This window comes from Pseudomonas sp. MM227 (assembly GCF_947090715.1).
Lineage (GTDB): Bacteria > Pseudomonadota > Gammaproteobacteria > Pseudomonadales > Pseudomonadaceae > Aquipseudomonas > Aquipseudomonas baltica.
In genome coordinates this window covers 1,491,468-1,517,501 of the sequence record NZ_OX352319.1, presented here as the reverse complement: position 1 = coordinate 1,517,501, position 26,034 = coordinate 1,491,468, and the positions used below count along the sequence as shown (strand labels likewise).

21 protein-coding genes are annotated in these 26,034 nt (G+C 63.0%); 9 read left to right on the top strand and 12 right to left on the bottom strand.

The annotated features are described in order from the left end of the window. Positions 1–2: 2 nt before the first annotated feature. Both mupP and ONG87_RS06950 read left to right on the top strand, forming a co-directional pair. Entirely contained in the window at positions 3–674 is a 672-nt protein-coding gene (mupP, locus tag ONG87_RS06955) for an N-acetylmuramic acid 6-phosphate phosphatase MupP (protein WP_264382500.1), read from the top strand. Positions 675–699: 25 nt separating this feature from the next. Continuing rightward, positions 700–1,440 (top strand): YciK family oxidoreductase, encoded by a 741-nt coding sequence (locus ONG87_RS06950; RefSeq protein WP_264382499.1) that lies wholly within the window; start codon positions 700–702, stop codon positions 1,438–1,440. Between the two features lie 116 nt (positions 1,441–1,556). Here ONG87_RS06950 and ONG87_RS06945 read toward each other — a convergent pair whose 3' ends face one another. The 7 genes from ONG87_RS06945 to ONG87_RS06915 form a co-directional block, all read right to left on the bottom strand. Next, complete coding sequence (locus ONG87_RS06945) at positions 1,557–2,339, bottom strand: TenA family transcriptional regulator (RefSeq protein ID WP_122479071.1); 783 nt, start codon at positions 2,337–2,339, stop codon at positions 1,557–1,559. Positions 2,340–2,385: 46 nt separating this feature from the next. After that, positions 2,386–4,848 (bottom strand): EAL domain-containing protein, encoded by a 2,463-nt coding sequence (locus ONG87_RS06940; protein ID WP_264382498.1) that lies wholly within the window; start codon positions 4,846–4,848, stop codon positions 2,386–2,388. Between the two features lie 149 nt (positions 4,849–4,997). Then, positions 4,998–6,830 carry an ABC transporter ATP-binding protein gene (locus ONG87_RS06935; protein ID WP_264382497.1) on the bottom strand — a complete coding sequence of 611 codons (1,833 nt, stop codon included), beginning with the start codon at positions 6,828–6,830 and terminating at the stop codon, positions 4,998–5,000. After that, a complete protein-coding gene (locus ONG87_RS06930) occupies positions 6,823–7,458 on the bottom strand; it encodes a DsbA family protein (RefSeq protein WP_122479076.1) in 636 nt (211 codons plus the stop codon). The genes ONG87_RS06935 and ONG87_RS06930 overlap by 8 nt, the downstream gene beginning before the upstream one ends. Before the next feature lie 4 nt (positions 7,459–7,462). Continuing rightward, the gene (locus ONG87_RS06925; protein ID WP_192057491.1) at positions 7,463–8,401 is read right to left on the bottom strand and encodes a rhodanese-related sulfurtransferase; all 939 of its coding nucleotides are present in this window, start codon (positions 8,399–8,401) and stop codon (positions 7,463–7,465) included. A gap of 160 nt (positions 8,402–8,561) precedes the next feature. Next, the gene (locus ONG87_RS06920; RefSeq protein WP_122479080.1) at positions 8,562–8,858 is read right to left on the bottom strand and encodes a BolA family transcriptional regulator; all 297 of its coding nucleotides are present in this window, start codon (positions 8,856–8,858) and stop codon (positions 8,562–8,564) included. Between the two features lie 14 nt (positions 8,859–8,872). Beyond that, positions 8,873–9,412 (bottom strand): DUF2059 domain-containing protein, encoded by a 540-nt coding sequence (locus tag ONG87_RS06915; RefSeq protein ID WP_122479082.1) that lies wholly within the window; start codon positions 9,410–9,412, stop codon positions 8,873–8,875. A 222-nt stretch (positions 9,413–9,634) separates the two neighbouring features. Here ONG87_RS06915 and ONG87_RS06910 point away from each other — a divergent pair, with 222 nt between their 5' ends. Both ONG87_RS06910 and ONG87_RS06905 read left to right on the top strand, forming a co-directional pair. Further along, entirely contained in the window at positions 9,635–11,011 is a 1,377-nt protein-coding gene (locus tag ONG87_RS06910; protein WP_122479084.1) for a class II fumarate hydratase, read from the top strand. A gap of 96 nt (positions 11,012–11,107) precedes the next feature. Beyond that, positions 11,108–11,302, top strand: coding sequence for a DUF6316 family protein (locus tag ONG87_RS06905; protein ID WP_122479086.1), 195 nt, complete (start codon positions 11,108–11,110; stop codon positions 11,300–11,302). 5 nt (positions 11,303–11,307) lie between these two features. On the opposite strand, the gene ONG87_RS06900 is transcribed toward ONG87_RS06905, so the two are convergent. Further along, positions 11,308–12,150 (bottom strand): ABC transporter substrate-binding protein, encoded by an 843-nt coding sequence (locus ONG87_RS06900; RefSeq protein WP_264382496.1) that lies wholly within the window; start codon positions 12,148–12,150, stop codon positions 11,308–11,310. A gap of 215 nt (positions 12,151–12,365) precedes the next feature. Between ONG87_RS06900 and ONG87_RS06895 the strand changes: the two genes are divergently transcribed. Together ONG87_RS06895 and ONG87_RS06890 are read left to right on the top strand one after the other, a co-directional pair. Next, positions 12,366–12,908, top strand: coding sequence for an exonuclease domain-containing protein (locus ONG87_RS06895; protein ID WP_264382495.1), 543 nt, complete (start codon positions 12,366–12,368; stop codon positions 12,906–12,908). Positions 12,909–12,979: 71 nt separating this feature from the next. After that, a complete protein-coding gene (locus ONG87_RS06890) occupies positions 12,980–13,261 on the top strand; it encodes a pyrimidine/purine nucleoside phosphorylase (RefSeq protein ID WP_185793816.1) in 282 nt (93 codons plus the stop codon). A 34-nt stretch (positions 13,262–13,295) separates the two neighbouring features. On the opposite strand, the gene ONG87_RS06885 is transcribed toward ONG87_RS06890, so the two are convergent. Then, the gene (locus ONG87_RS06885; RefSeq protein WP_192175752.1) at positions 13,296–14,999 is read right to left on the bottom strand and encodes an ABC transporter transmembrane domain-containing protein; all 1,704 of its coding nucleotides are present in this window, start codon (positions 14,997–14,999) and stop codon (positions 13,296–13,298) included. A gap of 195 nt (positions 15,000–15,194) precedes the next feature. On the opposite strand from ONG87_RS06885, the gene ONG87_RS06880 reads away from it, so the two are divergent. Further along, positions 15,195–15,374 (top strand): PA1571 family protein, encoded by a 180-nt coding sequence (locus ONG87_RS06880; protein ID WP_192054001.1) that lies wholly within the window; start codon positions 15,195–15,197, stop codon positions 15,372–15,374. Positions 15,375–15,444: 70 nt separating this feature from the next. On the opposite strand, the gene pdxB is transcribed toward ONG87_RS06880, so the two are convergent. Next, the gene (pdxB, locus tag ONG87_RS06875) at positions 15,445–16,629 is read right to left on the bottom strand and encodes a 4-phosphoerythronate dehydrogenase PdxB (protein WP_264382494.1); all 1,185 of its coding nucleotides are present in this window, start codon (positions 16,627–16,629) and stop codon (positions 15,445–15,447) included. Positions 16,630–16,758: 129 nt separating this feature from the next. Then, positions 16,759–17,238 (bottom strand): DUF1289 domain-containing protein, encoded by a 480-nt coding sequence (locus ONG87_RS06870; protein ID WP_122479098.1) that lies wholly within the window; start codon positions 17,236–17,238, stop codon positions 16,759–16,761. Between the two features lie 381 nt (positions 17,239–17,619). Here ONG87_RS06870 and acnB point away from each other — a divergent pair, with 381 nt between their 5' ends. After that, positions 17,620–20,229 (top strand): bifunctional aconitate hydratase 2/2-methylisocitrate dehydratase, encoded by a 2,610-nt coding sequence (acnB, locus tag ONG87_RS06865; RefSeq protein WP_163007619.1) that lies wholly within the window; start codon positions 17,620–17,622, stop codon positions 20,227–20,229. A 162-nt stretch (positions 20,230–20,391) separates the two neighbouring features. On the opposite strand, the gene ONG87_RS06860 is transcribed toward acnB, so the two are convergent. Next, a complete protein-coding gene (locus ONG87_RS06860) occupies positions 20,392–25,251 on the bottom strand; it encodes an NAD-glutamate dehydrogenase (protein ID WP_122479101.1) in 4,860 nt (1,619 codons plus the stop codon). Between the two features lie 268 nt (positions 25,252–25,519). Between ONG87_RS06860 and ONG87_RS06855 the strand changes: the two genes are divergently transcribed. After that, positions 25,520–25,870 carry a hypothetical protein gene (locus ONG87_RS06855; RefSeq protein ID WP_192053999.1) on the top strand — a complete coding sequence of 117 codons (351 nt, stop codon included), beginning with the start codon at positions 25,520–25,522 and terminating at the stop codon, positions 25,868–25,870. Positions 25,871–26,034 lie beyond the last annotated feature (164 nt).

Below are 26,034 nucleotides of genomic sequence, written 5' to 3'. Positions count from 1 at the left end.
GCATGCGCCTTCGAGCGGTACTTTTCGATATGGACGGCACGCTGCTCGATACCGCGCCGGACTTCGTCGCCATCTGCCAGGCCATGCGCGCCGAACGCGGCCTGGCGCCAATCGACCAGCAGCGTGTGCGCGACGTGATCTCCGGTGGCGCCAAGGCCATGGTCCAGGCGTCGTTCGACCTGGCACCCGAGTCAGCTGAGTTCGAAGCCTTGCGCCTGGAGTTCCTCGAGCGCTACCAACACGGCTGCGCGGTCCACAGCCATCTCTACGAAGGCATGGCGCAACTGCTCGCGGATATCGAGCAGGCCAAGCTGATCTGGGGCGTGGTGACCAACAAGCCGTTGCGCTTCGCCGAGCCCATCATGCAGCAACTGGGGTTGGCACAGCGTTCGGCGGTGCTGATCTGCCCCGACCATGTAACGCGCAGCAAGCCGGACCCCGAACCCGTGCTGCTGGCCTGCAGCAGACTCGACCTGGACCCGGCCAGCGTGCTGTTCGTCGGTGATGATCTGCGCGACATCGAGTCGGGCCGCGATGCCGGGACCAGGACCGCCGCAGTGCGCTACGGCTACATCCATCCCGACGACAACCCGGATCACTGGGGCGCCGACGTGGTGGTCGATCACCCGTCGGATCTGCGCCGCGTGCTCGACCAGGCCCTTTGCGGCTGCTGAACCGTACTACTTTCCAGGAGTTTCCATGTTCGATTACTCAGCCCGCCCCGACCTGCTGGCCGGGCGCATCATCCTGGTGACCGGTGCCGGCCGTGGCATTGGCGCTGCCGCCGCGAAAACCTTCGCCGCCCATGGCGCCACCGTGCTGCTGCTGGGCAAGACCGAATCCAACCTGACCTCCGTGTACGACGAAATCGAAGCCGCCGGGCATGCCCAGCCGGTGGTCATCACCTTCGACCTGCAGAGCGCGCGAAGCGAACAGTACGCGCAATTGGCACAGATGATCGAGACCACCTTCGGCCGCCTCGACGGCCTGTTGCACAACGCCTCGATCATTGGCCCGCGCACCCCACTGGACGTGCTGCCCGACGAAGAGTTCGTCCAGGTGATGCAGGTCAACGTGAACGCCACGTTCATGCTCACTCGCGCACTGCTGCCTCTGCTCAAGCAGGCGGCAGATGGCTCGGTGGCGTTCACCTCCAGCAGTGTCGGTCGCAAGGGGCGCGCCCACTGGGGCGCCTACGGCGTGTCGAAGTTCGCCACCGAAGGCCTGATGCAGACCCTCGCCGACGAGCTGGAGGGTGTCAGCGCGGTACGTTCCAACAGCATCAACCCCGGTGCCACGCGCACGGCCATGCGCGCGCAGGCCTATCCGGCGGAGGAGCCTGGCCGCAACCCGTTGCCCGAACAGATCATGCCGGTGTATCTGTACCTGATGGGACCCGACAGTATCGGGGTCAATGGCCGGGCGTTGGACGCCCAGTGAAATGTGTCCTCAGGGCGGGCACCCGCCGCTGTAACGACCGGCCAGCCAGCCTGTCGCGCAACCGTGGTGCCGCCTGAGGCGATCCTGCTAGTCCTGCGTCATGCCCCTAGCCTGTTTCAAGCCACGACCCTTTTGTCCAGGGTGGTGGTGCGCTGCAGCTCCAGCGCCATGCAGCGTTCCAGGAACAGGAACATGAAGTCGTAGCTCTTGCAGATGGCGTTGCGCAGCTCGGCCTGCTGCAGTTCGGTGGCATGGTTGCCAACCAGGGTGCAGATGATCTCCAGAGCTTCCCACGGATGCTCGTCGTCGTACTGGGCGTGCAGGCTCAGCCAGCGCATGGCGCGCTTGCGGTTCTGCTCGGGAAACGCCTGGGCATAGGTGTCGTCGGCGCAGACCACCGCCGACCACTCGCCGGTTGCACCCTCGATGGCATAGTTGGTGGCTGCCATGGCAACCGCCAGCGAGTCGGTGGCACAGCTCTGCCAGCACCAATGGCTGAGCGCGTGCAGCTCGGCCGGCACGTCCTGGGCGATGAGATCCTGGAGACTGACGCCATGCGCCTGGCTCCAATGCACCCAATAATCGGCGTGATTGAGTTCGACTCGAATGTTGCGCATCAACCAGCGCCGCGCCATGTCCTCGCCCGGATGCCGGGCAAAACGCGTCTTGGTCAGGTTCTGCGCCATGTACAGTGAAAACTGCTCCACCACGGGCCAGCCGCCGATCAGGTAATGACGCATGGTGCGCGAGCTCAGCTGGTTGTCGCGCATGCGCGCGTAAACCTCATGCTCGACGACCCGACGCTTGTTCGGCGCACAGTCTTCGATCAGTTTCTGTGCCCACTCGGGATAACTTTTTGCGTCCATCAGCGGACCCAGGCGAATAAAAGGATCGTTCACTGGCAAACCTCCATTTAATTAAGTGAAGAACAGCGGCAAATTGCCCTTATCGGAAAGTGTCGGGAACGCCAAAGCGCAACGGCCGCAGTCTGCCCAGGTGACGGCGCAGACTGTCACAGGTGAAAACCTGCGGTCGCTCGATCAAATATCCTTGTGCGTAGTCCACACCAATTTCCAGCAAGGCCTGTTCTATCAGAGGCGTCTCGACAAACTCGGCAATGGTGCGCTTGCCCATGACGTGGCCAATATGGTTGATCACTTCCACCATCGCCCGATTGATCGGGTCGTCCAACATATCTTTAACGAAGCTGCCGTCGATTTTCAAATAATCGACAGGTAAATGTTTCAAATAGGCAAACGAAGACATACCGGCGCAGAAGTCGTCGAGTGCAAAGTGACAACCCAAGCCCTTCAATTCATTGATAAAACGGATCGCGCTGCCAAGATTTGCGATGGCGCTGGTCTCGGTAATCTCGAAACATATCAGCTCGGCCGGAATGGCGTGCAGGCGAAATTGTTCACGCAGGAACTCGAGGAACTCGTCATCACCGATGCTGATGCCGGAAAGGTTGATCGCACACACCGCCAACGGCCCCTGGTCGGGCTGGTCGAGCGTCTGGCGCACCACCTTGAATACGTTCTGCACCACCCAACGGTCCAGGGCGGTCATCAGGCCGTAGCGCTCGGCAGCCGGGATGAACACCTCGGGCATGATGATGCGGCCGGTTTCATCGCTCAGGCGCAGGAGGATCTCGATGTGCCCACCCGGCGGGCCGTCCTGTATCCCCAGGGCGGCGATCTCCTGCGCGTACAGGCAGAACCGGTTTTCCTCCAGGGCCATGTGCAACCGTTGGACCCACGCCATCTCGTCGACCCGCACGGTCAGTTCGCTGTCGGCGGCGTGGTAGACCTGAACGCGGTTGCGGCCGCGCTCCTTGGCCAGGTAGCAGGCCATGTCGGCGGCGCGCATCGAGGCTTCGAGGGTGATCGGCGCCTGGGTCAGGTGCACCATGCCGACGCTGACGGTGGTGACGAACGGGCGCCCCTTCCACACGAAGTGCAGGTTCTGCACGGTGTGGCGCAGTGTTTCGGCCAGTTTCTCCGATTCGGCGGCCGAGCAGTTCTCGATGAGGATGCCGAACTCGTCACCGCCCAGGCGCGCCAGGGTGTCACCCTCGCGCAGCCCGGACTGCAGCAGTGCGCAGATGTGGCGAAGCAGTTCGTCGCCCGCCGCGTGACCGCAGGTGTCGTTGACCAGTTTGAACTGGTCCAGGTCGAGGAACATCAGTGAGTGGCAGCCAGGATAACGCTGCAGCGCGGCCAGCGCCTGTTCGAGACGGAACTCGAACTCGCGGCGGTTGGCCAGCCCGGTCAATGCATCGTGCGTGGCCTGCCACGACAGGTTGGCGATGTATTGCCGCTCCTGGGTCATGTCGTGCAGCACCAGCACGGTACCGCTGATGTGCTGGTCGGTCTGGATCGGCGCGCCGACGAGCGTCACCGAGACCGTACTGCCGTCCAGGCGCTGGATCAGCTTGGCGTGTTCGCTGCCGCCGCGCAGGTCGCCACTGACGATGTGGTCGATGAGGGTGAAGCTGTCCTTCTCGGCGTTTTCGTCGAGCAGGTTGAACAACGCCGCCAGCGGCAGCCCCACGGCCTGATCGGCGCTCCAGTGGGTCAGTCGCTCGGCGGCCGGGTTCATGTAGAGGATCGCGCCCTCGACATCGGTAGTGATCACCCCATCGCCGATGGACGCCAGAGTTACCTGGGCGCGGTCCTTTTCCAGTTGCAAGGCATAGGCGAAGGCATGGCGCTGGTTGAGCAACTTGCGCGTGCGCCACAGCGCCAACACGATCAACAGCAGTGCCACCAGCAGGTTGCTGACCACCAGCAGGTACTGCACCGCGCGCGAGCCTTCGCCCAATGCCACGCTGAAGGCCATCGCGGCAGGCGTGACCGCATCATTGATAAGCATGATCTGGTGCTTCCAGCGCGCCATATCCGCCTCGCTGGCGGTGCCGGCCTGCTGCGCCGCGTGCATCTGCTGCGCCAGGGCGTCGAGTTCGACCAGGTAGGTGTCGCCGATCTTCCAGTGCGCGATGGCTCTGGACATGTAGCTCACATCGCTGAAGTGACGGTACAGCCAGATGATGTTCTGCATGTCGTCAGGGTGGTTGTTGCCCTTCAGGATGCCCGCCCGTGCAGCCGCCAGATCGGGCTCGGGCTGGTCGAGGGCGAGGCGCAGCTGATGACCGCCCTGGGGAATGGCGATGGCGCGCAGGTACTTCTGGAAGACTTCCTCGTCACGGCTGTCGGCATACAGGTTCAGGTAGTAGATCGCGTCTTTCTGACCCTTGGACCAGAAGCTTTCGCCCGCGACATAGCTGCGCACCGCGGACAGTGCGTAGAGGCTGATGCAACCCAGCATTGCCATCAACCCCACGACGGCGATGAATGGCCAGACAATCCCCAGCAATCTCGGTGTATCGAGAGTCTGTGTGTGCTTCATGAGGTTCCTTGCTTCAGCGATCCAGGCAACGTCCAAGTCAGAACTTCAATCACCACTGGCACACTCTAGGCTAGTTTCGGAAAGGACCGGCACAGTTTTCGTCGGTGCCGAATCTTTTTTCATGGCTGGGCGCGCCGCCAGCCGCGGACTCAGACCTGTTGCAGATAACCGTACAGACGCGCATACAGCCCGCCCTCGGCGATAAGCTGCTGGTGATCGCCATCTTCGGCGATCCGGCCGCCGTCGAACACCAGCACGCGGTCGGCCTGCTTCACCGCAGAGAGCCGGTGGGCAATGATCAAGGTAGTGCGCCCTCGCAGGAAACGCGCGAGGGCCTGGTGCAGGTTGTACTCGGTGGCGGCATCGAGCGCAGAGGTGGCTTCGTCGAGAATGACCACCTTGGGCTCGGCCAGCACCATTCGAGCAATCGCCAGACGCTGCCGCTGACCCCCGGAAAGGCGTACGCCGGACCGGCCGACAATGCTGTCCAGGCCGTGGGGCATGTCCCGCACGGTGCTGTCCAACTGGGCGATCTGCAGTGCATTCCAGCAGGCCTGATCGCTGGCAGTGCGCCCCATGGTCAGGTTGGCACGAATCGTATCGTTGAACAGCGATGGATGTTGCAATACCACCGCGACATTATCGCGCAGGGTCTCCAGGCCCATCGCCTGCTGCAGCGTGCCACCAAAGCGCACCTCCCCGGCCTGTGGCGTATAGAGCCCGAGCAGCAATTGCACCAGCGTGCTCTTGCCACCCCCGCTGGCGCCGACGATGGCGACCTTTTCACCGGGCGCGATGCTCAGGTCCAGGCGGTCCAGCACCTTGTCCTCGGCATAGGCGAAGGTCAGGCCACGGATCTCGATACCCACCGTCTCGCGATCGCGGAACGGATCGCTGCCGCCCGGATACCTGGGTTCATCGGCGCGAGCGAGCAATTCATTAATCCGCTTCAGCGCACCACCTGCAGCATAGTAGGCGTATTGCAGATTCAACAGCTGTTCGACCGGGGTGATCATGAACCAGAGATAGCTGAACACTGCCAGCATCTGGCCAATGCTGAGGTCGGAGAACAGCACCGTGAGCATGGCTGCAGCGCGGAAGATATCGATGCCGAACTGGAACAGCAGCGCGCTGGCGCGGCCCGACGCGTCGCTCTTCCACATCGAGGCGACCGCAAAGTCGCGCACTTCGCGAGCGCGCAGGCCGAGGCGGCCCAGAAAATAACCCTGACGGTTGCTGGCGCGGACTTCCTGGATGGCGTCCAGGGTTTCGCCGAGCGCCTGGGTGAAGCGCGCGGTGCTGTCGTTCTCGAGCTTCTTCAAGTGTTTGACGCGCTTGCCCAGCACCACCGTGGCGTACACCACGAGGGGGTTGAACAGCAGGATGAGCAGCGCCAGCTTCCAGTGCATCCACATCAGGATGCCCGCGGTGCCGGCCAGGGTCAGCATCGCCACCAGGAAGCGGCTCAGGGTTTCGCCGACGAATTTGTCGAGGGTTTCCAGGTCGGTGACCAGATGGGTAGTGACCGTCCCGCTGCCCAGGCTTTCGTATTCGCTGAGGGAGATGCGCTTGAGCCGTTCGATGAGACGCAGACGCAGGCGATACACCACGTCCTTGGCCAGGCCGGCGAACAGCCGCGCCTGCACGACGTTGAAAAGCAATGACCCACAACGCAGGGTGAAACTGATCACCAGCATCAGCCCTATGAAGCCGACGGGGATCTGCCAGGCGGCGGGCAACACCTGACTCATCCAGCGCGTGGCACTGCCGGCATGCCCGAGCAAGACCTCATCGACCAGCAGCGGCAACAGCAGGGGTATCGGCACGCTACACAAGGTAGCGAGTACGGCGACGCCATTGGCGGTCCACAGCGTACGCTTGTGCTGCAATGCCAATCGGCGTATCTCGCCCCAACTCAGGCGGTCTGCCACGGGCGTGGTTTGCGACCCTGCCACCCCGACGGGGCCCGGTCGCTCATGCATCGGCAGCACGTTCCAGCCAGCGCGCCAACAACGGCGCAAGATCGGCCAACGGTCGGTAACCATTGGTCAGCAAAGCCAGCTGGCCATTGCGCTCGGCGAGCAAGGTCGGAAAGCCGGCGATGCCCAGCCCCTGCGCCCAGGCGAAATCGGCCTGGGTGGTTTGTACCCTGCGATCGCTGTCGAACGCCTCGACGAACTCGATGCGCGGCACACCGGCCTGTTCGGCCAGGGCAGCCAACTGCACCGGCTGGGTCACATCCAGGCGCAGGGTGTAGAACGCCTGCTGGATCAGCTTGACCAACGGCCAGGCCAGATCGGGGGCCAGTTCGCGCACCGCCACGATCGCTCGGCAAGCCGGCTCGGTGTCGTAGACGAAGCCTGCCGGCAGTGCGCCCTCGAACTCGAAGGCCTGGCCGCTGGCCTCGTGCACCGCATGCCAGTGCTCGATGATGTAATCGCGGGTGGTCGGCTCCAGCGCCGCGCCGCCGCTGCGCAGCCCGCCCACCACGATATGGGTCTTGACCCCTGCCGCCTCGGCCTGATCGATCAGGGCCTGGGCCACGGGCGCGAAACCCCAGCACCAGGAGCACATCGGGTCCATCACGTAGATCAGGCGGTTGCGCGACATGGGCTCAGTCCTGGGCAGCTTTGCGATAGTTGTGGCCGATAGGGTGCGGCAGATTGCGCGCGCGAGCCAGTTCGATCTGCTTCTGACGATCAATGGCGCTCTTGCGGGTCTTTTCGCTCAGGCTGTTCCAGCAGTGCGGGCAACTGATGCCTGGCACGTAGTGCTCGCTGGCACGATCTTCAACACTGATCGGTGTGCGGCAGGCATGGCACTGATCGTAATCGCCCTCGCTGAGGTCGTGGCGCACCGTGACGCGGTTGTCGAAGACGAAGCAATCACCTTCCCACTTGCTCTCTTGCTGGGGCACTTGCTCCAGGTACTTGAGAATGCCGCCCTTGAGGTGATAGACCTCTTCGAAGCCTTCGCCAAGCATGTAACTGGACGCCTTTTCGCAGCGGATACCGCCGGTGCAGAACATGGCGACCTTCTTGTGCACCGCCGGGTCGAAATGAGCCTTGATGTAATCGGGAAATTCGCGGAAAGACGCGGTCTTGGGATCCACGGCGCCGTGGAAGGTGCCGATGGCAACTTCGTAGTCGTTGCGAGTATCGATCAGCAGGACTTCAGGATCGTCGAGCAACGCATTCCAGTCCTGCGGCTCGACATAGGTGCCAACCGTGCGGTTGGGGTCGACACCGGCGACGCCGAGGGTGACGATTTCCTTCTTCAGCTTGACCTTGGTGCGATAGAACGGCTGCTCGTCGCAGTACGATTCCTTGTGGTCGATGTCGTCCATGCGCGGATCGAGCTTGAGCCAGGCCAACAGGCCGTCGATGCCTTCGCGGGTACCGGATACGGTGCCGTTGATGCCTTCTGCGGCTATCAGCAGCGTGCCTTTTATATCGTTGTCGAGCATGGCCTGCAGCAGCGGCTCACGCATTTCGACGTAATCTTCCAGGGTGACGAACTTGTACAGTGCCGCCACGACGATCGCTTGGGTCATGGGTAAAACGCTCCAGGTGGTCGACCGCGCAAGGGCCGGACCGGATTTTCTTGGGGGACAGTTCACCGGACGAGCCAGGCGACAGGTCAGTGAACAGAAATGAAAAAACCCGCCAACGGCATGCCGCTGGCGGGTCGCAGAGTCTAGCAAATTCCGTTGCCTAGTGCCCACCGCCGGCGCAGGTGGGCGACGCCGGTGCGGCCCCTGCCTGCGCCCATTCCTGGGGCGTATAGGTGTGCAGCGCCAGCGCGTGGAACTCGCCCATCAGTTCGCCGAGCGTGCCGTACACCAACTGGTGACGCTTGACACTGTTGAGCCCGGCAAAGCGGTCACTGACCAGCACCGCCTTGTAGTGGGTCTCGGTGCCTCGGCTGTGCATGTGGCTTTCGTCCAGCACCTGCAGATGTGCGGGTTGCAGCATCTGCAGGGTGGATACGATGCGTTCCTTCATAGACATCAGCAACGACTCCGTTACGGCTTCGCTGGCTTGGCCGGACCGGCAGCAGCCTTGGCAGCGCCCTGTGGGTCCAGTTCCTTGGTCATGTCAGCCAACAGGTTGTTGACCACTGGCACTGCGCTTTCCAGCTTCTGCTGGGTGAGCTGGGCGGACTGCTGGGTCACGGCGGGCATTTTTTCCAGGACTTTCTTGCCCAACGGCGACTGGTAGAACTTGACCAGGTCCTTGAGCTCCTGCTCGGAGAAGTTGGTGGTGTACAGCTTGACCATGTCTGGCTTGAGCTTGGGCCAGCCGATGGCCTGGTCCAACGCGGCATTGGCCTTGGCCTGGTAGGTTTCCAGGGTTGCCTGCTTGCTGGCCGGGGCTTTGGTCTGCTCGAAGCGCTGAGCGAACATTTGCTGCACTTGCATGTACACCGGCGTACCCAGTTTGTCCGCATGAGCCATCATCAGGAAGGCTTCGGCGCTGGCATTGTGGCTGGCGGTGTCGGCGAGTACCTGGCCACTGGCACAGACGAGAACTGCCGCGGTGCAGATGGCGCGAAAACGAGTCATCGAGTTTCCTTATCTAGCAGGCGAGGTAAAACCCCAGAAACGATCATTTTGCGCTCAAGCTCGTGCGTCTCTCAACCCCAGACTGCGAACCGCAGGTGCAGTTTCATGGAACCTGACGCCAGGTACGTACCCTAACAGCAAGGCTGCCGATGAACTGCAGCGAGACCCGCCCGTGCATCATCGGGGTGTGACGCGAGATCGACAACAAGGAGCATGAACCGCATGAGTCGTATCGAAACAGACAGCCTGGGACAGGTCGAAGTTCCTGAAGAGGCCTACTGGGGCGCCCAGACCCAACGTTCGCTGGTGAACTTCGCCATTGGCGAGGAGCGCATGCCGCTGCCGGTTTCGCACGCCCTGGCGCTGGTCAAGAAGGCCGCGGCGCGGGTCAACGATCGCAACGGTGACCTGCCGGCCGACATCGCCCGACTGATCGAGCAAGCCGCCAACGAAGTGCTTGCAGGCGAGCATGACGACCAGTTCCCCCTGGTAGTCTGGCAGACTGGCAGCGGCACCCAGAGCAACATGAACGTCAACGAGGTGATCGCCGGGCGCGCCAACGAACTGGCCGGCAAGGGCCGCGGCGGCAAGTCGCCAGTGCATCCCAACGATCACGTCAATCGTTCACAGAGCTCCAACGACTGCTTCCCCACCGCCATGCACATCGCCGCCGTGCAAGCCGTGCAGGCTGACTTGTTGCCGGCAATCGCGGTGCTCGGCGAAGGCCTGGCCGAGCTGGCCGGACGCCACACGCAGCTGGTCAAGACCGGCCGCACGCACATGATGGACGCCACGCCGATTACCTTCGGCCAGGAAGTCTCGGCCTACGTGGCGCAGCTCGAATACGCCCAGAAGGCCATCCGCAACGCCTTGCCCGCCGTGTGTGAGCTGGCCCAGGGCGGCACTGCGGTGGGTACCGGGCTCAATGCACCCAAGGGGTTCGGTGAAGCCATCGCCGCGGAGCTGGCGGCGCTGTCCGGGCTGCCGTTCGTCACCGCGCCGAACAAGTTCGCCGCATTGGCCGGCCACGAGCCGTTGACCAGCCTCTCGGGCGCTCTCAAGACCCTCGCCGTGGCCTTGATGAAACTGGCCAACGATTTCCGCCTGTTGGGTTCGGGGCCTCGGGCAGGGCTGGCCGAGATCAAACTGCCGGCCAATGAGCCGGGTAGCTCCATCATGCCCGGCAAGGTCAATCCGACCCAGTGCGAGGCGCTGTCCATGCTCGCTTGCCAGGTCATGGGCAACGACGTGGTCATCGGCATCGCCGCAAGCCAGGGTCACCTGCAACTCAACGTGTACAAGCCGGTGATCATTCACAACCTGCTGCAGTCCATCAAGCTGCTGGCCGATGGCTGTCGCAATTTCCAGGAACACTGCGTCGCCGGTCTGGTGCCGGATGCGCAGCAGATGGGCGAGCACCTCGAGCGTGGCTTGATGCTGGTCACCGCGCTCAACCCGCACATCGGCTACGACAAGGCCGCCGAGATCGCCAAGAAGGCCTACGCTGAAGGCTTGACACTGCGCGAATCGGCACTGGCCCTGGGCTACTTGAGCGAAGCCGAGTTCGACCAGTGGGTGCGGCCCGAAGAAATGCTTTAAGCTCTTGCCGCCGGCATCATCGTTTGCCAACGATGATGCCGGCGGCGAACTCGCCCGATCCACATCCAAGATCCATTTCTACACAGGACGCACATCATGTTTGGCAAGCGTGCGCAGGACCTTGTTGAAACCACGCACTTTCGTGCCGAACGATTCAGCACGGTCAACGGTTTCTATTTTTTCAGCACTCGGGAAAAGACTCTGGAAGGCCCCTTCGCGACCCGCGAGGAAGCTGAACGCGAAAGCCGGGCGTATGTCTCTCGCGTCTCGGGGCGTCAATCCTATCGCTAGGCCTTTCAGAGCTTGGCTGCAGGGTTGCGCACCACTACACGGCGAGCAGGTTGCGCCAGCACGGCCACTTTGGCTGGCGCAAAGATAGGCAGCAATCTGCCGCTGGCGTGCATCTGCTGCATCAGGGTGGTGAACTCTTCGGCACTGATCGGCGCACCGGGGCGAATAAGCGCGTAGTGTCGGTAGATTTGGTCCAACCGTTGCGAAACCAGCAGCTGCGAGCCGATATCCGGGTTGCGTGCGACGAAATCGCTCAGAAATGACCGGGTGACCATCGCAATATCGGCCCGCTTGCGCACCACCATCATCAGGTTGCTTTCGTGGGAATACGTGAGCACGGCGTTGAACCTGCGCAGCAGATACTGCGGGTTTGCGTCGAAATCCGCGAACGCGTAGTGATAACCGTAGAACAGCGCCATGCGCTTGCCATTCAGATCGGCGAAGAAGTCCTGATCATTGCCCTGCTTAAGCGCCACGAACACCTCGGCATCCTCCAGCCCGAGATCGACCGCACTGTGCTTGATGCGCTGCCACCCCCACAGCGGGTTCTCGAAGATCGCCATGTCGACCCGGCCACGTTCGAAATCCTGATAGCGTCGCGCGATCGAAGTCGGCACCAGAACGAAGTGCCAGGTGGTCTGCACCTGGTTGAGCTGTTCGATGAGCGAGGGCAACAGGCCTTCGTTGCGACCCTGTTCGGGGTGCACGACGTACGGCGGAAAATGCGCCGCGCCGATGCGCACTTCCTGGGCCGCTTGCGTGCCCGATGCCCACAGGGCCGCTACCCATGGAACCAGTGCAGCCAGCAACAGACGTGGCAGGGCCGCCTTAACATAACCGTACTTCAAGACAGAAAACCCCCACCAGCCGTTTCGCGAAGCACGTACGCTAGGGGTTTTACGTCGGGCTGACAACTGCTAAACCCTGTGCCGGTGCCCGGCACTCCCCCGTCCGCCTGCGGCAGGCAGCATCGAACTGCGCTATTGCGCGGTTGCAGGGATATCGGAACTCTTTGCCTGCGGTTGTGCTCTAGGCTCTAAGCGCATGTGCCTGGGAGCCTGGTATGCCGCATTGGCTGGTCATCGACCTGGAAGCCACCACCGATGAAGGTGGTTGGCCGGTCACTGAAATGGAAATCATCGAGATCGGTGCAAGCCTGGTCAACCGCGACGGACGCGAGGTGGATCACTTCCAGCGATTCGTCAAACCGTTGCGACGCCCCAGCCTGACCCCGTTCTGCCGGACGCTGACCCACATCGAGCAAGCGGACGTGGACGCCGCGGCGGTGTTGACCCAGGTGTGGAAAAGCTTCGAGCAGTGGCTGTCACCCCACCGCGGGCAACTGCAGGGCTGGGTCAGCTGGGGCGATTACGACCGGCTGCAGTTGCTGCAGGACTGGCAGCGGCTCAACCTGGAAAGCGCACTGGCGCGAGTGCCCCACATCAACCTCAAGCAGCGCTTTGCCAAGGCTCGCCAGCTGCCGCGGCCGCTCGGCCTGACAAGTGCCCTGCAACTGGCCGGACTGCAGTTCTGCGGCCAGCAGCACCGCGCCCTCGAAGACGCACGCAACACGGCGCGGCTGCTGCCCATGGTGCTCGCGCCGTAAAGCGGATGACGACCTGCCAGGGCTTGGGCATACTGGCCAGCCCTTTCCAATCCTCCGCAAGGAACCGCCTCATGTTCAAGGTCAACGAGTACTTCGACGGCACCGTGAAGTCCATTGCTTTTTCCGAAACGGACGGCCCTGCCACCATCGGCGTCATGGCACCGGGCGAGTATGAATTCGGTACAGCCCAGAGCGAAATCATGCACGTGGTTTCCGGCGCCCTCACGGTCAAGCTGCCCGATGCCAGCGAATGGACAACCTTCACTGCCGGCAGCCAGTTCAACGTGCCTGCCAACAGCAAATTCCAACTGACCGTGGAAGTGGAAACCGCCTACCTCTGCCAATACCGTTGATGATCGCGGCCCCCAGCCTTGGGGGCCGCTTGCGCTAGCGACCGAACTGCAAGTGGGCCAGGCGCGCGTAGAGCGCATTGCTGGCCACCAGCTCGGCGTGGGTTCCCAGCGCCACCAGACACCCCTCATCCATGACTGCAATACGGTCGGCGTTCTGTACCGTGGCCAGGCGGTGGGCGATGACCAGTGTGGTGCGACCCTGCATCAGCGTCGGCATGGCCTGCTGGATGAGGTGTTCGCTTTGCGCGTCCAGGGCGCTGGTGGCCTCGTCCAGGAGCAGGATCGGGGCATCGACCAGCAAGGCGCGGGCAATCGCCAGGCGTTGACGCTGGCCTCCCGAAAGCCCCAGGCCAGCATCGCCGAGCGGCGTCTGGTAGCCCTGCGGCAGTTGCATGATGAAGTCGTGGGCATGGGCGATGCGCGCGGCGTCCTCGACCTGCTCGGTCGTGGCGTCGGCCCGGCCATAGCGGATATTGTCCTCGACGCTGCCGAAGAACAGCGCCGGGGTCTGCGACACCGTGGCGAACTGCCGACGCACGTCCTGCGGATCCAACTGACGCAGGTCCACCCCGTCGATGAGAATGCGGCCCTGCTGCGGGTCGTAGAAACGCAGCAGCAGATCGAACAGCGTCGACTTGCCTGCGCCCGAGGGCCCGACCAGGGCCAGGGTCTCGCCCGGCCTGACCTGCAGGCTCAGGCCGCGAATGGCGGGTGCCGCGTCGCGCGCAGGGTAGGCAAATATCACCTCGTCGAGCGCCAGCGCCCCCGTGACCCGCGGCGGCAGTTGTTGCAGACCGACGCTGGGCGGCTGGATGTCGCTGCGCGCCTGCAGCAGCTCGGCAATGCGCTGCGCGGCACCGGCGGCGCGCTGCAGCTCACCGACCACTTCGCTCAAGGTGCCGAAGGCACTGCCCACGATCAGGCTGTAGAACACGAACGCGGCCAGTTCGCCTGCGGAAATGCGCCCGCCGATCACATCCATGCCACCGACCCAGAGCATCACCGCGACGGCACCCAGCACCAGCACGATCACCAGTGCAATCAGCCATGCACGCTGGACGATGCGTTGCCGGGCCGTGTCGAACGCCTGCTCCACGGTGACGGCGAAGCGTTTCTGGTCTTCGGCCTGGTGGTTGTAGGCCTGCACGGTCTTGATCTGGGTCAGGGTTTCGGCCACGTAGCTGCCGACATTGGCGATGCGGTCCTGGCTCTGCCGCGACAGGCGTCGTACCTGTCGCCCGAACATCAGGATCGGCGCCAGTACCAGCGGCAGGGCGACCACCACGATACTGGTGAGCTTGGGGTTGGTGACGAACAACAGCACCACCCCGCCGACCACCATCAGCAGGTTGCGCAGGAACATCGACAGCGACGAGCCGATCACCGATTGCAGCAACGCCGTGTCGGTGGTCAGCCTTGACTGGATTTCCGAACTGCGGTTGTTTTCGTAGAACGCCGGATGCAAGTGGACCAAATGGTCGAACACCTGCTTGCGGATGTCGGCGACGCAGCGCTCGCCGATCCAGGACACCAGATAGAAGCGCGCGAACGTTCCCGTGGCCAGGGCCAGTACCAGCACCATGAACACGGCGATGGAACGATTGAGCAGGTGTGCCGACTGGGTCATGAAGCCCTGGTCGACCAGCATGCGAATGCCTTGGCCCATGGACAGGGTGATGCCGGCGGTAACCAGCAGTGCCAGCAGCGCGCCGATGGCCTGCCAGCGATAGGGGCGCATGAAGCGCCAGGCCAGGCGCAAACCGCGACGCTGACCCGAAGACAATAGCTGCAAGGGAGGTGATCCGTTTTCAGATGATCTGCAAGCCTACACCCAGACGCCCGATCGACTACAGTGGAACTCCAGCAAACGGACAAAGTCAGCTAGGAAGCAGCCCGAAACAGACGGCGCACACATCTGAAGAGGAGACAGGCCATGAGCTCGCATGACGACACGCCTAAACGCATCGACGTGCTACGTGTGAAACCCCAGGAGCCCGTTGGGGGCGCGATCATCGATGAACAGGGGCGTGAAGTACCCATCACCGAAAACATGGTGCAGGACGCCTGCCGCGAACTGGAAGAACACGTGGTGAAGCCGGTCGGCAAAGACTGATCGACCCAACCGCCCTGCTGCCCACGAGACCCGGCCCTGATGCCGGGTTTCGACGTTCTGGCACCCAGTCTCAGGTGTCGGTCCGGACCAGCACCGCCCCCAGAGCTACGACGATGCGTTCGAGCTCCGGTGCAGGACCGTCGATGCGCACGCGCAGCCCTTCGATTTCGCGACGCGGCGGGTAGTGCTTGCGCAATTGGTCGAAGGCCAGCCGCTGCCGGGCATCGTCGGCTTCATGAGGAAGGTCATGCGGGCTGTCGACGGCCAGGCTGCGACGCAAATCGGCATCGTCACGTCGCGGGTCGTAGACACCACGGCAGAGCATGGCCAGCGCCCAGGCCGGATCGCTGTCGGCACTCAGGCTGACTTCGCCGAGCCAGGGCCTGGGCAGCAGGTCGTACAGGTGGACATCGACGCTGCGACCGAGAAAGTCGCACAACGCCTGATGAATCTGCGCCGTGCCACGACGGCGACCGTCGAGGCTGTAGCCGGCGATGTGCGGAGTGCCGATCACGCAGCAGTCGGCCAGCGCACGGTCGACTGCGGGTTCGTGCTCCCAGACGTCGAGCACCGCCTGCAGGTCTTCGCGTTCGAGCAGCACTTCAAGCAATGCAGCGTTGTCGATCACCGCGCCACGCGCGGCATTGATCAGCCAGGTACCCGGCTTGAGCGCGCGCAGGCGCGGGCTGTCGAACAGGTGCCAGGTGGGGTGGTCGCCGTCGCGGGTCAGCGGTGTGTGCAGGCTGATCACGTCGCAGTGCTCGACGATGTGTTCCAGGCTGACGAAGTCGCCGCCCTCCCTTGCCGCACGCAAGGGGTCGCACACCCGCACATCCCAGCCCAGGCCGCGCAGTACCTGTACCAGCCGCCCGCCCACCTGGCCGCCGCCGACGATGCCGTAGCAGCGTTGGGGCAACGCCAGCCCTTCGATTTCGCTCAGGGTGAGCAGGCTGCCGAGCACGTAGTCGACCACGCCTCGGGCATTGCATCCCGGGGCGCTGGCCCAGTGGATACCGGCTGCGGCGAAGTAATCGAGGTCGAGGTGGTCGGTGCCGATGGTGCAGGTGCCAACGAAGCGGACATTGCTGCCTTCGAGCAGGGTGCGATCGACCTGGGTTACCGAGCGCACCAGCAGGACATCGGCATCGGCGACAGCCGTCCGGTCGATCGCTCGGCCCGGGTAGCGGCGGATTTCACCGAAGCCTTCGAAGAATGCGTCGAGCAGCGGGATGTTTTCGTCGGCGACTATGAGCATGGGGGTGTCCGGGGTTGTGAGTGTGTCAGGGCGGGCCTCTTCGCGGGCAGAGACCCGCTCCCACAGAGACTGGTGCGGACCCTGTGGGAGCGGGTCTCTGCCCGCGAAGGCCTCAGCGCAGGGTCAACTTCAGATAATGCGCTGTTCGGTCAGCTCGCGCACGAACGCCGGCGCGATATAACGTTGGTAATGCGCCTCGGACAGAATGAAGAACTCCCGATCGATGGCATCGCGCAGCTGCGGCAGATCCCAGTCGCGGAACTCGGGCAGCAGCACCAGACCGTAAGCCTCCAGGTTGTTGATCACGCGGGCGCCGCGGGCGATCAACTGGTAGGCCCAGCAGTATTCCGACTGCCGCTCGACGAAACGGATCTTGCGTTGTTCCAGTTGTTGGCGCAGTTTCGATGGGTCGAACACTTCCACCTTGGCCACCATCACCTGCACCAGCAACTGCTCCAGACGGATCCACACTGCGCGTTTCTGCGCTTCGTCATAGCCGTTCCAGTGGATGACTTCATGGTGATAGCGCTTGCAGCCCCGGCATACCAGGTCACCGTAGACGGTGGAGCACAGGCCCACGCAGGGCGTCTTGATGGAATGGTTGGACATGGTGGATCGGCACGCTGGACGGTGGAACACCGGGCGCATGTTAGTCCTTTGTCTAACAGGGGTCACCCCAGAAATCGTGGGGCTTAACTTAACTTCCTGCGCGAAATAAAGTAGAATCATGCAGCCTTTTTAGGCGCCAATGTCCATTGGAAGCTGTTTTCAAAGCGTCACGAGCACAGTTGATCCAGTAGAAGGGTGTTGGCACCGCTCGTCCGGTGCCAGCCCTCATCAGATTTCCCTTCTACCGGCGTAAAACTTTGAAAACAGCTTCTGCATGGAACACCTGCCCTCCTGACTGAACGGCCGAAAAGACCGTGCGCATGGATGCAGGCGTTCTCTGGATGAGCGTCCCTTCCGGGACCACTGATGAGGGTAATAACTGTGCTTGAAGCCTATCGCAAACACATCGAAGAGCGTGCCGCCCAGGGTATCGTGCCCCAGCCGCTTAACGCCGAACAAACCGCAGGCCTGGTCGAGCTGCTGAAAAACCCTCCCGCCGGCGAAGAGTCTTTCCTGGTCGACCTGATCACCAACCGCGTGCCACCGGGCGTCGACGAAGCCGCCTACGTCAAGGCCGGTTTTCTTTCTGCCCTGGCCAAGGGCGAAGTCACTTCGCCGCTGATCGACAGCAAGCGTGCCGTTGAACTGCTCGGCACCATGCAGGGTGGCTACAACATCGCCACCATGGTCGAACTGCTCGACGACGCCACCCTGGCGCCGGTGGCTGCCGAACAGCTCAAGTTCACCCTGCTGATGTTCGATGCCTTCCACGACGTTGCGGAAAAAGCCAAGAACGGCAATGCCCACGCTCAAGGCGTACTGCAATCCTGGGCGGACGGCGAATGGTTCAAGAAGCGTCCGACCCTGGCCGACAAGATCAGCCTGCGCGTCTTCAAGGTCACCGGCGAAACCAACACCGACGACCTTTCGCCTGCGCCCGACGCCTGGTCGCGCCCGGACATCCCGTTGCACGCCCTGGCCATGCTGAAGATGGCCCGCGAAGGCATCGTGCCCGACGTGCAGGGCTCGATCGGCCCGATGAAGCAGATTGCCCAGATGTACGCCGACGGTTACCCGGTTGCCTACGTGGGTGACGTGGTCGGTACCGGTTCGTCGCGCAAGTCGGCGACCAACTCGGTGCTGTGGTTCTTCGGTACCGACATCCCGTACGTGCCGAACAAGCGCGCTGGTGGTTTCTGCTTCGGCACCAAGATCGCCCCGATCTTCTACAACACCATGGAAGACGCCGGCGCCCTGCCGATCGAGTTCGACGTGTCGAACATCAACATGGGTGACGTGATCGACCTGTACCCGCACCAGGGCAAGGTCTGCAAGCACGACAGCGAGGAAGTGATCACCACGTTCGAGCTCAAGACCCCGGTACTGCTCGACGAAGTCCGCGCAGGCGGCCGTATCCCGCTGATCGTCGGCCGCGGCCTGACCGACAAGGCGCGTACCGAACTCGGCCTGGGCCCAACCGATCTGTTCAAGCTGCCCGAAGCCCCGGTCGACACCGGCAAGGGCTTTACCCTGGCGCAGAAGATGGTCGGCAAGGCCTGCGGCCTGCCCGAGAACCAGGGCGTGCGTCCCGGCACCTACTGCGAACCGAAGATGACTACCGTCGGTTCCCAGGACACCACTGGCCCGATGACCCGCGACGAGCTGAAAGACCTGGCATGCCTGGGCTTCTCCGCCGACCTGGTCATGCAGTCTTTCTGCCACACCGCGGCCTATCCGAAGCCGATCGACGTGACCACCCACCACACCCTGCCGGATTTCATCCGCACCCGTGGTGGCGTATCCCTGCGTCCAGGCGACGGCATCATCCACAGCTGGTTGAACCGCATGCTGCTGCCGGACACCGTCGGCACCGGTGGTGACTCGCACACCCGCTTCCCGATCGGCATCTCGTTCCCGGCCGGTTCCGGCCTGGTGGCCTTCGCGGCCGCTACCGGCGTCATGCCGCTGGACATGCCCGAGTCGGTGCTGGTGCGCTTCAAGGGCACCATGCAGCCAGGCATCACCCTGCGCGACCTGGTCCATGCGATTCCGTACTACGCCATTCAGAAAGGCCTGCTGACCGTCGAGAAGAAAGGCAAGATCAACGCCTTCTCGGGCCGCATCCTGGAAATCGAAGGCTTGAACGAGCTGACCGTGGAACAGGCGTTCGAACTGTCCGACGCCTCGGCCGAGCGCTCCGCCGCCGGTTGCACCATCAAGCTGCCGGAAAAGGCCATTGCCGAATACCTGAAGTCCAACATCACCCTGCTGCGCTGGATGATCAGCGAAGGCTACGGCGATGCGCGGACCATGGAACGTCGTGCCCAGGCCATGGAAGCGTGGCTGGCCAACCCGGAACTGCTGAGTGCCGATGCCGACGCCGAATACGCCGAGATCATCGAGATCGACCTGAGCGACTTGAAAGAGCCGGTCCTGTGTGCACCGAACGATCCGGACGATGCACGTCTGCTGTCCACCGTTCAGGGCGAGAAGATCGACGAAGTGTTCATCGGTTCGTGCATGACCAACATCGGCCACTTCCGCGCTGCCGGCAAGTTGCTCGACAAGGTCAAGGGCCAACTGCCGACGCGCCTGTGGCTGTCGCCGCCGACCAAGATGGATGCCCATCAGCTGACCGAAGAAGGCTACTACGGCATCTACGGCAAGGCTGGCGCACGCATGGAGATGCCGGGCTGCTCGCTGTGCATGGGTAACCAGGCCCGCGTGGAACCCAACTCCACCGTGGTGTCCACCTCGACCCGTAACTTCCCGAACCGCCTGGGCGATGGTGCCAACGTGTACCTGGCCTCCGCCGAGCTGGCCGCTGTCGCGTCCATTCTGGGCAAGCTGCCGACGGTCGAAGAGTACATGGGCTATGCGGCCAGCATCGACAGCATGGCTGCCGATGTGTACCGCTACCTGAGCTTCGACCAGATCGCCGAGTTCCGCGATGCTGCGGCCAACGCGAACATTCCGGTGGTTCAGGCTTGATGCCACGCTGAAATGAGCTGAACGAAAAAACCCGTCGAATGACGGGTTTTTTTGTGGGCGGTGATCGGGTCAGAGATGGGCGGTGAGCGCTTCGCGGCCGATGACCGCTCCTACGGATAACCCGTAGGAGCGGTCATCGGCCGCGAAAAAGCCAACCTCGCCTCAGCTGACTTGCACGCCCCCACTCAACGCCAAGTCCATCAGTTCGCGATTCGCCACTGCGTACATGGCGTAATCGGTACCCGTGGCGGCCTTGATCTCGTCGAGCATGGCACGCCAGCGCTTGACCATCACCTCGTGCTGTTCCAGCCACAGGTCCAGACGCTCTTCGACGTCACCCGGCGCATCCTGCATTTTCAGCACGGAAATGGTGATTGCCCGCTGCTGCAGGTCGATGTCGTCGCGGAAGGCCTCGCGTGCCAGCGCTTGCCAGTTGTTCTCCACCGGCAGGCTGCTGATCTGCTGCAGGTACCAGGTCAGGTCCAGCTTGCTGCCCACGGCGAAGAACGCCTTGGCCACTTCGGCGGCATTCTGGCCGGTGACGTCCGACGCTTCGATGATCGGCAACAGCGTGTACAGGTGGCTGGTGCCGGCAACCATGCGCGCCAGCAGCTCCGGTACGCCAGACTCGACATAACCCTGGTAGCGGGTCTGCCAGCGCTCGCGGGTCGGACCCTCGAGCAGTTCGTCGAGCTTGAGCCCCAACGCTGCGATGTGCGGACCGAAATGCGCCACATCGCGACCGGCGTCCAGCTCGTTGCGGCGGCTGCGCAGGAACCAGCGGGTGGCCCGTCGACCCAGGCGCATCAGCTCGTCCATCAGAGCCAGCTGGACATCGGCGGATACCTGGTAGTCCAGCGCCTCGATCTGGCGGAACCAGTGCGGCAGGTGGAAGATGTCGCGCACGATGGCGTAGGCCCCGACCACACTGGCCGGGGTCATGCCAGTGGACTCCTTCAAGCGCTGCACGAAGGTGATGCCCATGTTGTTGACCAGGTCGTTGGCGATCTGGGTGCTGACGATCTCGCGCTTGAGGCGATGGCTGCGCATGGCCTCGGCGTACTTGCTGACCAGCGACGGCGGGAAGGCCGTCTCCATGTCACGAGTCAGATAGACGTCGTCGGGTACTGCCGAAGCCAGCAGCGCTTCGTTGAGGTCGATCTTGCTGTAGGAGATAAGCACCGACAGCTCGGCTCGGGTCAGGCCCTGCTTGTTCGCGACGCGCTCGTTGAGCTGCTCCTCGGTCGGCAGGAATTCGATGGCACGGTCCAGCTTGCCACGCGCCTCCAGGTCGGCCATCAGGCGGCGGTACTCGGCCAGTCGCTCGTAGGCCTTGCGCGCCGCCAGGGACAGCGCCTGGGTCTGCTTGTAGTTGTTGCCCAGCACCAGATGGCCGACTTCCTCGGTCATGCTGCCCAGCAGCAGGTTGCGCTGCTTCTCGGTCATGTCCCCGGCCTGCACGGCTTCGTTGAGCAGGATCTTGATGTTGACTTCGTGGTCGGAGCAATCCACCCCGGCCGCGTTGTCGATGAAGTCGGTGTTGGTCGCGCCGCCGTTGAGGCCGAACTCGACACGGCCCAGCTGGGTCATGCCCAGGTTGCCGCCCTCGCCCACCACTTTGCAGCGCAGTTCGTTGCCATTCACGCGCAGGGCGTCGTTGGCCTTGTCGCCGACATCGGCGTGGCTCTCGTCACTGGACTTGACGTAGGTACCGATACCGCCGTTCCACAGCAGGTCGACCGGCGCCTTGAGCAGCGCGTTGAGCAGCTCGGTCGGGGTCAGCTTGTCGGCCTTGATGTCGAAGCGCTCTTTCATCTGCGCGCTGATGGCAATGCTCTTGGCACTGCGCGAGAAGATGCCACCACCGGCGGACATGATCGAGGTGTCGTAGTCGCTCCACGCCGAACGAGGCAGGTCATACAGGCGCTGACGCTCGGCGAAGCTGCTGGCAGGCTCGGGGTTGGGATCGATGAAGATGTGCAGGTGGTTGAATGCCGCCACCAGTTGCAGCTTGTCGGACATCAACAAGCCATTGCCGAACACGTCCCCGGCCATGTCGCCGATGCCGATGACGGTGATGCTGTCTTTCTGCACGTTGATGCCGCGTTCGCGGAAGTGGCGCTGCACGCCGACCCAGGCACCCTTGGCGGTGATGCCCATCTTCTTGTGGTCGTAGCCCGCCGAGCCGCCGGAGGCGAACGCATCGCCAAGCCAGAAGCCGTAGTCGATGGCAATGCCGTTGGCGATGTCGGAAAAGGTCGCGGTGCCCTTGTCCGCAGCCACCACCAGGTACGGGTCGTCATCGTCGTGACGCACGACATTGGCCGGCGGCACCACGCTGCCATCCTTGAGGTTGTCGGTGATGTCGAGCAGACCGGAGATGAAGATGCGGTAGCAGGCCACCGCCTCGTTCTGCACCTCGTCGCGGCTGCCGCCCAGTGGCAGTCGGCGCGGGACGAATCCGCCCTTGGCGCCCACCGGCACGATCACCGAGTTCTTCACGTGCTGCGCCTTGACCAGGCCCAACACCTCGGTGCGGAAGTCTTCCTCGCGATCCGACCAGCGCAAGCCGCCGCGGGCGACGTTGCCGAAGCGCAGGTGAACGCCTTCGACTCGCGGCGAGTAGACGAAAATCTCGAACTTGGGCACCGGCTTGGGCAGTTCGGGAATCAGCTTGGGGTTGAACTTGAAGCTGAAGTACGACTTGACCTGGCCGTTGGCATCGGGCTGGTAGAAGTTGGTACGCAGGGTGGCCTTGATCAGGTCCAGATAGCGACGCAGGATGCGGTCTTCGTTGAGCACCTGAACGTCGTCCAGGGCACTCAGGATGGCCTGTTCCAGGCGTTGCTGCTTGTCGTCCAGGTCATCGCCGGCCAGCTTGCGCGCCAGGTAGAAGCGGGTCTTGAACAGCCGCGTCAGTTCCCGGGCGATATCGGTGTGGTTGTTCAGGGTGCTGGCGATGTAGCCGAGGTCGAAGCCCAGGCGTATCTGCTTGAGATAGCGCGCATAGGCGCGCAGCAAGGCGACGTCGCGCCATGGCAGGCCTGCGGTGAGCACCAGGCGGTTGAACGCATCGTTCTCGGCGTCGCCGCGCACGATGTGCACGAAGGCATCCTGCAGCGTGTCGTTGAGCTGCTGGATGTCCAGATTCAGGCCTTCGCTGTAGGTAAAGGCGAAGTCGTGGATCCAGTACTCGCGACCACTGCGATGACGCAGGCGGTAGGGGAATTCGCCCAGTACGCGCAGGCCCAGGTTCTCGAGGATCGGCAACACGTCGGACAGCGCCAGTGGCGTGTCTGCGTGGTACAGCTTGCAATGCAGCTGGCGTTCGCCGCCCTGCGCCAGAGGCTGGTAGAAACTCATGACCAGCGGGCGCGATTCGGACAGCGCCAGCAGGTGCTGCATGTCGACCACTGCCGAATGCGCGGCGAAGCGCTCGCGGAAACCGGCCGGGAAGCCTTTCGGGAAATCGGCCAGCACATTGGTGCCGGCGGCCTCGCCGAAGCTTTCGATGGTCAGGCTGGCGTAGTCGTCCTGCCATGAACGGCAGGCCTGGATCACTTCGTTTTCCAGTTGCTGCGGGTCGATGTCCAGACGGCTCTTGGGGTCCACGCGCAGGATCAACTGCACGCGGGCCAGCACGGATTCGGAGAAGAACGTCCAGAACTCGCAGTCGCTGGCCTTGAGGCGCTCCATGAGCACCTGCTGGATCTTCTGCCGTACTTCGGTGGAGTACACGTCGCGCGGCACGTAGGCCAGGCAGTAGCAGAAGCGCCCGTAGGGGTCCTTGCGCAGGAACACGCGGATCTTGTTGCGTTCCTGGATCTGCACGATCGACATGACGGTGCTGAACAGCTCGTCGATCGGGGTCTGGAACAGGTCGTCGCGCGGCAGCACCTCGACCACCTGGGCCAGTTCCTTGCCCAGGTGCGCCTTGGCATGGAAACCGGAGCGGCGTTCGATCTCGGCGACCTTGCGCCGGATGTAGGGGATTTCGCGCACGCTCTCGCCATACACCGACGAGGTGTACAGGCCCATGAAGCGGCATTCCTTGAGTACCTTGCCATCGCTGTCGATCTGGCGGATCGACACGTAGTCGGGATACGCCGGGCGATGCACACGGCTGGGGTGCGCAGCCTTGGCGAAGGAAAGCAGCATCGGCTCGTGCAGGTACTGCACGGCGTAGTCTTCGATATGCAGGTCTTCGCTGCTCAGGCCGGCACGCAGCAGCCGGGTCAGGCCCAGGAACGACTGCGGGTCGTAGCGCAGCTGGCCACCCTGCGCATCGGCATCGACCACGAACTCTTCGTAGCCCAGGAAGGTGAAGTGATTGTCGGTCAACCATTCGAGGAACGCCGTGATCTCGGCTTTTTCCTGCTCGTCGCTGGCGAACGCGGTCTGTTCCACCAACGTGATCATTTCGCGGACCTTGGCCTTCATCGGCTCGAAGTCCTGCACCGCCATCCGCACTTCGCCCAGCACCTGCTCCAGCTCCCGGGCCAGCACGCTGAGCTCGGCGGCGTTGGCGCAACGGTCGATTTCCAGGTACATCAGCGATTCATGCAGGACGTCTTCGCCCTGGGCACCCTTGGCCAGCACTTCGAGCAGCTCGCCCTGGCTGCCGCGGCGCACGCTGAGCACGGTGGTCTGCAGGGTGTGGATGCTGTAGCCGCGCCGGTTGAGCTCGGTGCGCACCGAGTCCACCAGGAACGGCAGGTCGTGATGCAGCACTTCGACGGCGGTGTGGGTGGACTGCCAGCCGTGACGTTCGTAATCGGGGTTGTAGACGCGCACCTCTGGCTTGGCATGATCGAAGCGCTGCAACAGGCGCCAGGCCGACAGGGTGCAACCGGCCAGGTCGCTGAGGCGCCGCTGGGTGAGCTCGTCCAACGAGATGATGCCGAAGAACTGATCGGCGAACAGCGCCACTTGTGGCAGTGCCTGTTCGCTGATGTGCTGAGCCAGGGCCGATTGCAGTTGATGCTGGAAGTCGGCTTTGCTGGCTGCGGTGAAGAACGCCATCTGTGGTACTCCGCTTGGGCTTTGTTATTGGGTGAAGCGTCGCAAGTCACCCCGGTTCGGATCAACCATAGCCAATCCGGCGCTGCGGGGCGACATTTCAAGAGGTCCAACGACCTAGCTTACCCAGAGCCCGGCATGCACTCTTGCGGTGCGGCGACATATTCGGTCATGCAGGAGTTGTCGTACGAGACCGCTGGTACGGGCGTTCCAGCCGATCGGACAGTAGTCGGGTATAATCATGGCATATTCATATGACAGGTTCCCCCGTATGCGCATCACCGCCACTCTGCTGCTGGCCAACCCCCGTGACGAGGAAGAAGACGACATGGCGCTGCTGTGCTGCCACGGCAGCGCAGACGAAATGTTTCTGATGACGCGCTTTCCGGACGAAGAAGAGCTGGAGATCACCCTCGGCGACGACCCTTACCTGCTGCGCGACCTCAAGGTCACCTTGAGCGCCGACCGCCTGCTGGTGGCCGTGGCAGCCGGGGATGCCGCGGTGTTCGGTGGGGATGACCTATTGGAGATCGTGCATGCCAGCGACGCGGCAGAGCTGGCGCAGATCGAAGAGACGTTGAGGATTCTGCTGGAGGGCGTGGGTACGCTGGAAATCGGCTGACCTCGCTCTCCGCAGCTCTGTATATCTGTATACGTGTAGGAGCGGCCAGTGGCCGCGAAATGGCCGGCCAACCCAACCGATCTCTCTGGCCGTGCAAGCTTCTTCGCGGCCACTGGCCGCTCCTACGGGATCCAGAGGTGCCCGATCGAACACACCGATTTCTC

Excerpts from the sequence above, each read along its gene's own strand:
- mupP (WP_264382500.1), top strand. The coding sequence starts at position 3 with ATGCGCCTTCGAGCGGTACTTTTCGATATGGACGGCACGCTGCTCGAT.
- ONG87_RS06950 (WP_264382499.1), top strand. The coding sequence starts at position 700 with ATGTTCGATTACTCAGCCCGCCCCGACCTGCTGGCCGGGCGCATCATC.
- ONG87_RS06940 (WP_264382498.1), bottom strand. The coding sequence starts at position 4,848 with ATGAAGCACACACAGACTCTCGATACACCGAGATTGCTGGGGATTGTC.
- ONG87_RS06935 (WP_264382497.1), bottom strand. The coding sequence starts at position 6,830 with ATGCATGAGCGACCGGGCCCCGTCGGGGTGGCAGGGTCGCAAACCACG.
- ONG87_RS06930 (WP_122479076.1), bottom strand. The coding sequence starts at position 7,458 with ATGTCGCGCAACCGCCTGATCTACGTGATGGACCCGATGTGCTCCTGG.
- ONG87_RS06925 (WP_192057491.1), bottom strand. The coding sequence starts at position 8,401 with ATGACCCAAGCGATCGTCGTGGCGGCACTGTACAAGTTCGTCACCCTG.
- ONG87_RS06920 (WP_122479080.1), bottom strand. The coding sequence starts at position 8,858 with ATGTCTATGAAGGAACGCATCGTATCCACCCTGCAGATGCTGCAACCC.
- ONG87_RS06915 (WP_122479082.1), bottom strand. The coding sequence starts at position 9,412 with ATGACTCGTTTTCGCGCCATCTGCACCGCGGCAGTTCTCGTCTGTGCC.
- ONG87_RS06910 (WP_122479084.1), top strand. The coding sequence starts at position 9,635 with ATGAGTCGTATCGAAACAGACAGCCTGGGACAGGTCGAAGTTCCTGAA.
- ONG87_RS06905 (WP_122479086.1), top strand. The coding sequence starts at position 11,108 with ATGTTTGGCAAGCGTGCGCAGGACCTTGTTGAAACCACGCACTTTCGT.
- ONG87_RS06895 (WP_264382495.1), top strand. The coding sequence starts at position 12,366 with ATGCCGCATTGGCTGGTCATCGACCTGGAAGCCACCACCGATGAAGGT.
- ONG87_RS06890 (WP_185793816.1), top strand. The coding sequence starts at position 12,980 with ATGTTCAAGGTCAACGAGTACTTCGACGGCACCGTGAAGTCCATTGCT.
- ONG87_RS06885 (WP_192175752.1), bottom strand. The coding sequence starts at position 14,999 with ATGCGCCCCTATCGCTGGCAGGCCATCGGCGCGCTGCTGGCACTGCTG.
- ONG87_RS06880 (WP_192054001.1), top strand. The coding sequence starts at position 15,195 with ATGAGCTCGCATGACGACACGCCTAAACGCATCGACGTGCTACGTGTG.
- pdxB (WP_264382494.1), bottom strand. The coding sequence starts at position 16,629 with ATGCTCATAGTCGCCGACGAAAACATCCCGCTGCTCGACGCATTCTTC.
- ONG87_RS06870 (WP_122479098.1), bottom strand. The coding sequence starts at position 17,238 with ATGTCCAACCATTCCATCAAGACGCCCTGCGTGGGCCTGTGCTCCACC.
- ONG87_RS06860 (WP_122479101.1), bottom strand. The coding sequence starts at position 25,251 with ATGGCGTTCTTCACCGCAGCCAGCAAAGCCGACTTCCAGCATCAACTG.
- ONG87_RS06855 (WP_192053999.1), top strand. The coding sequence starts at position 25,520 with ATGCGCATCACCGCCACTCTGCTGCTGGCCAACCCCCGTGACGAGGAA.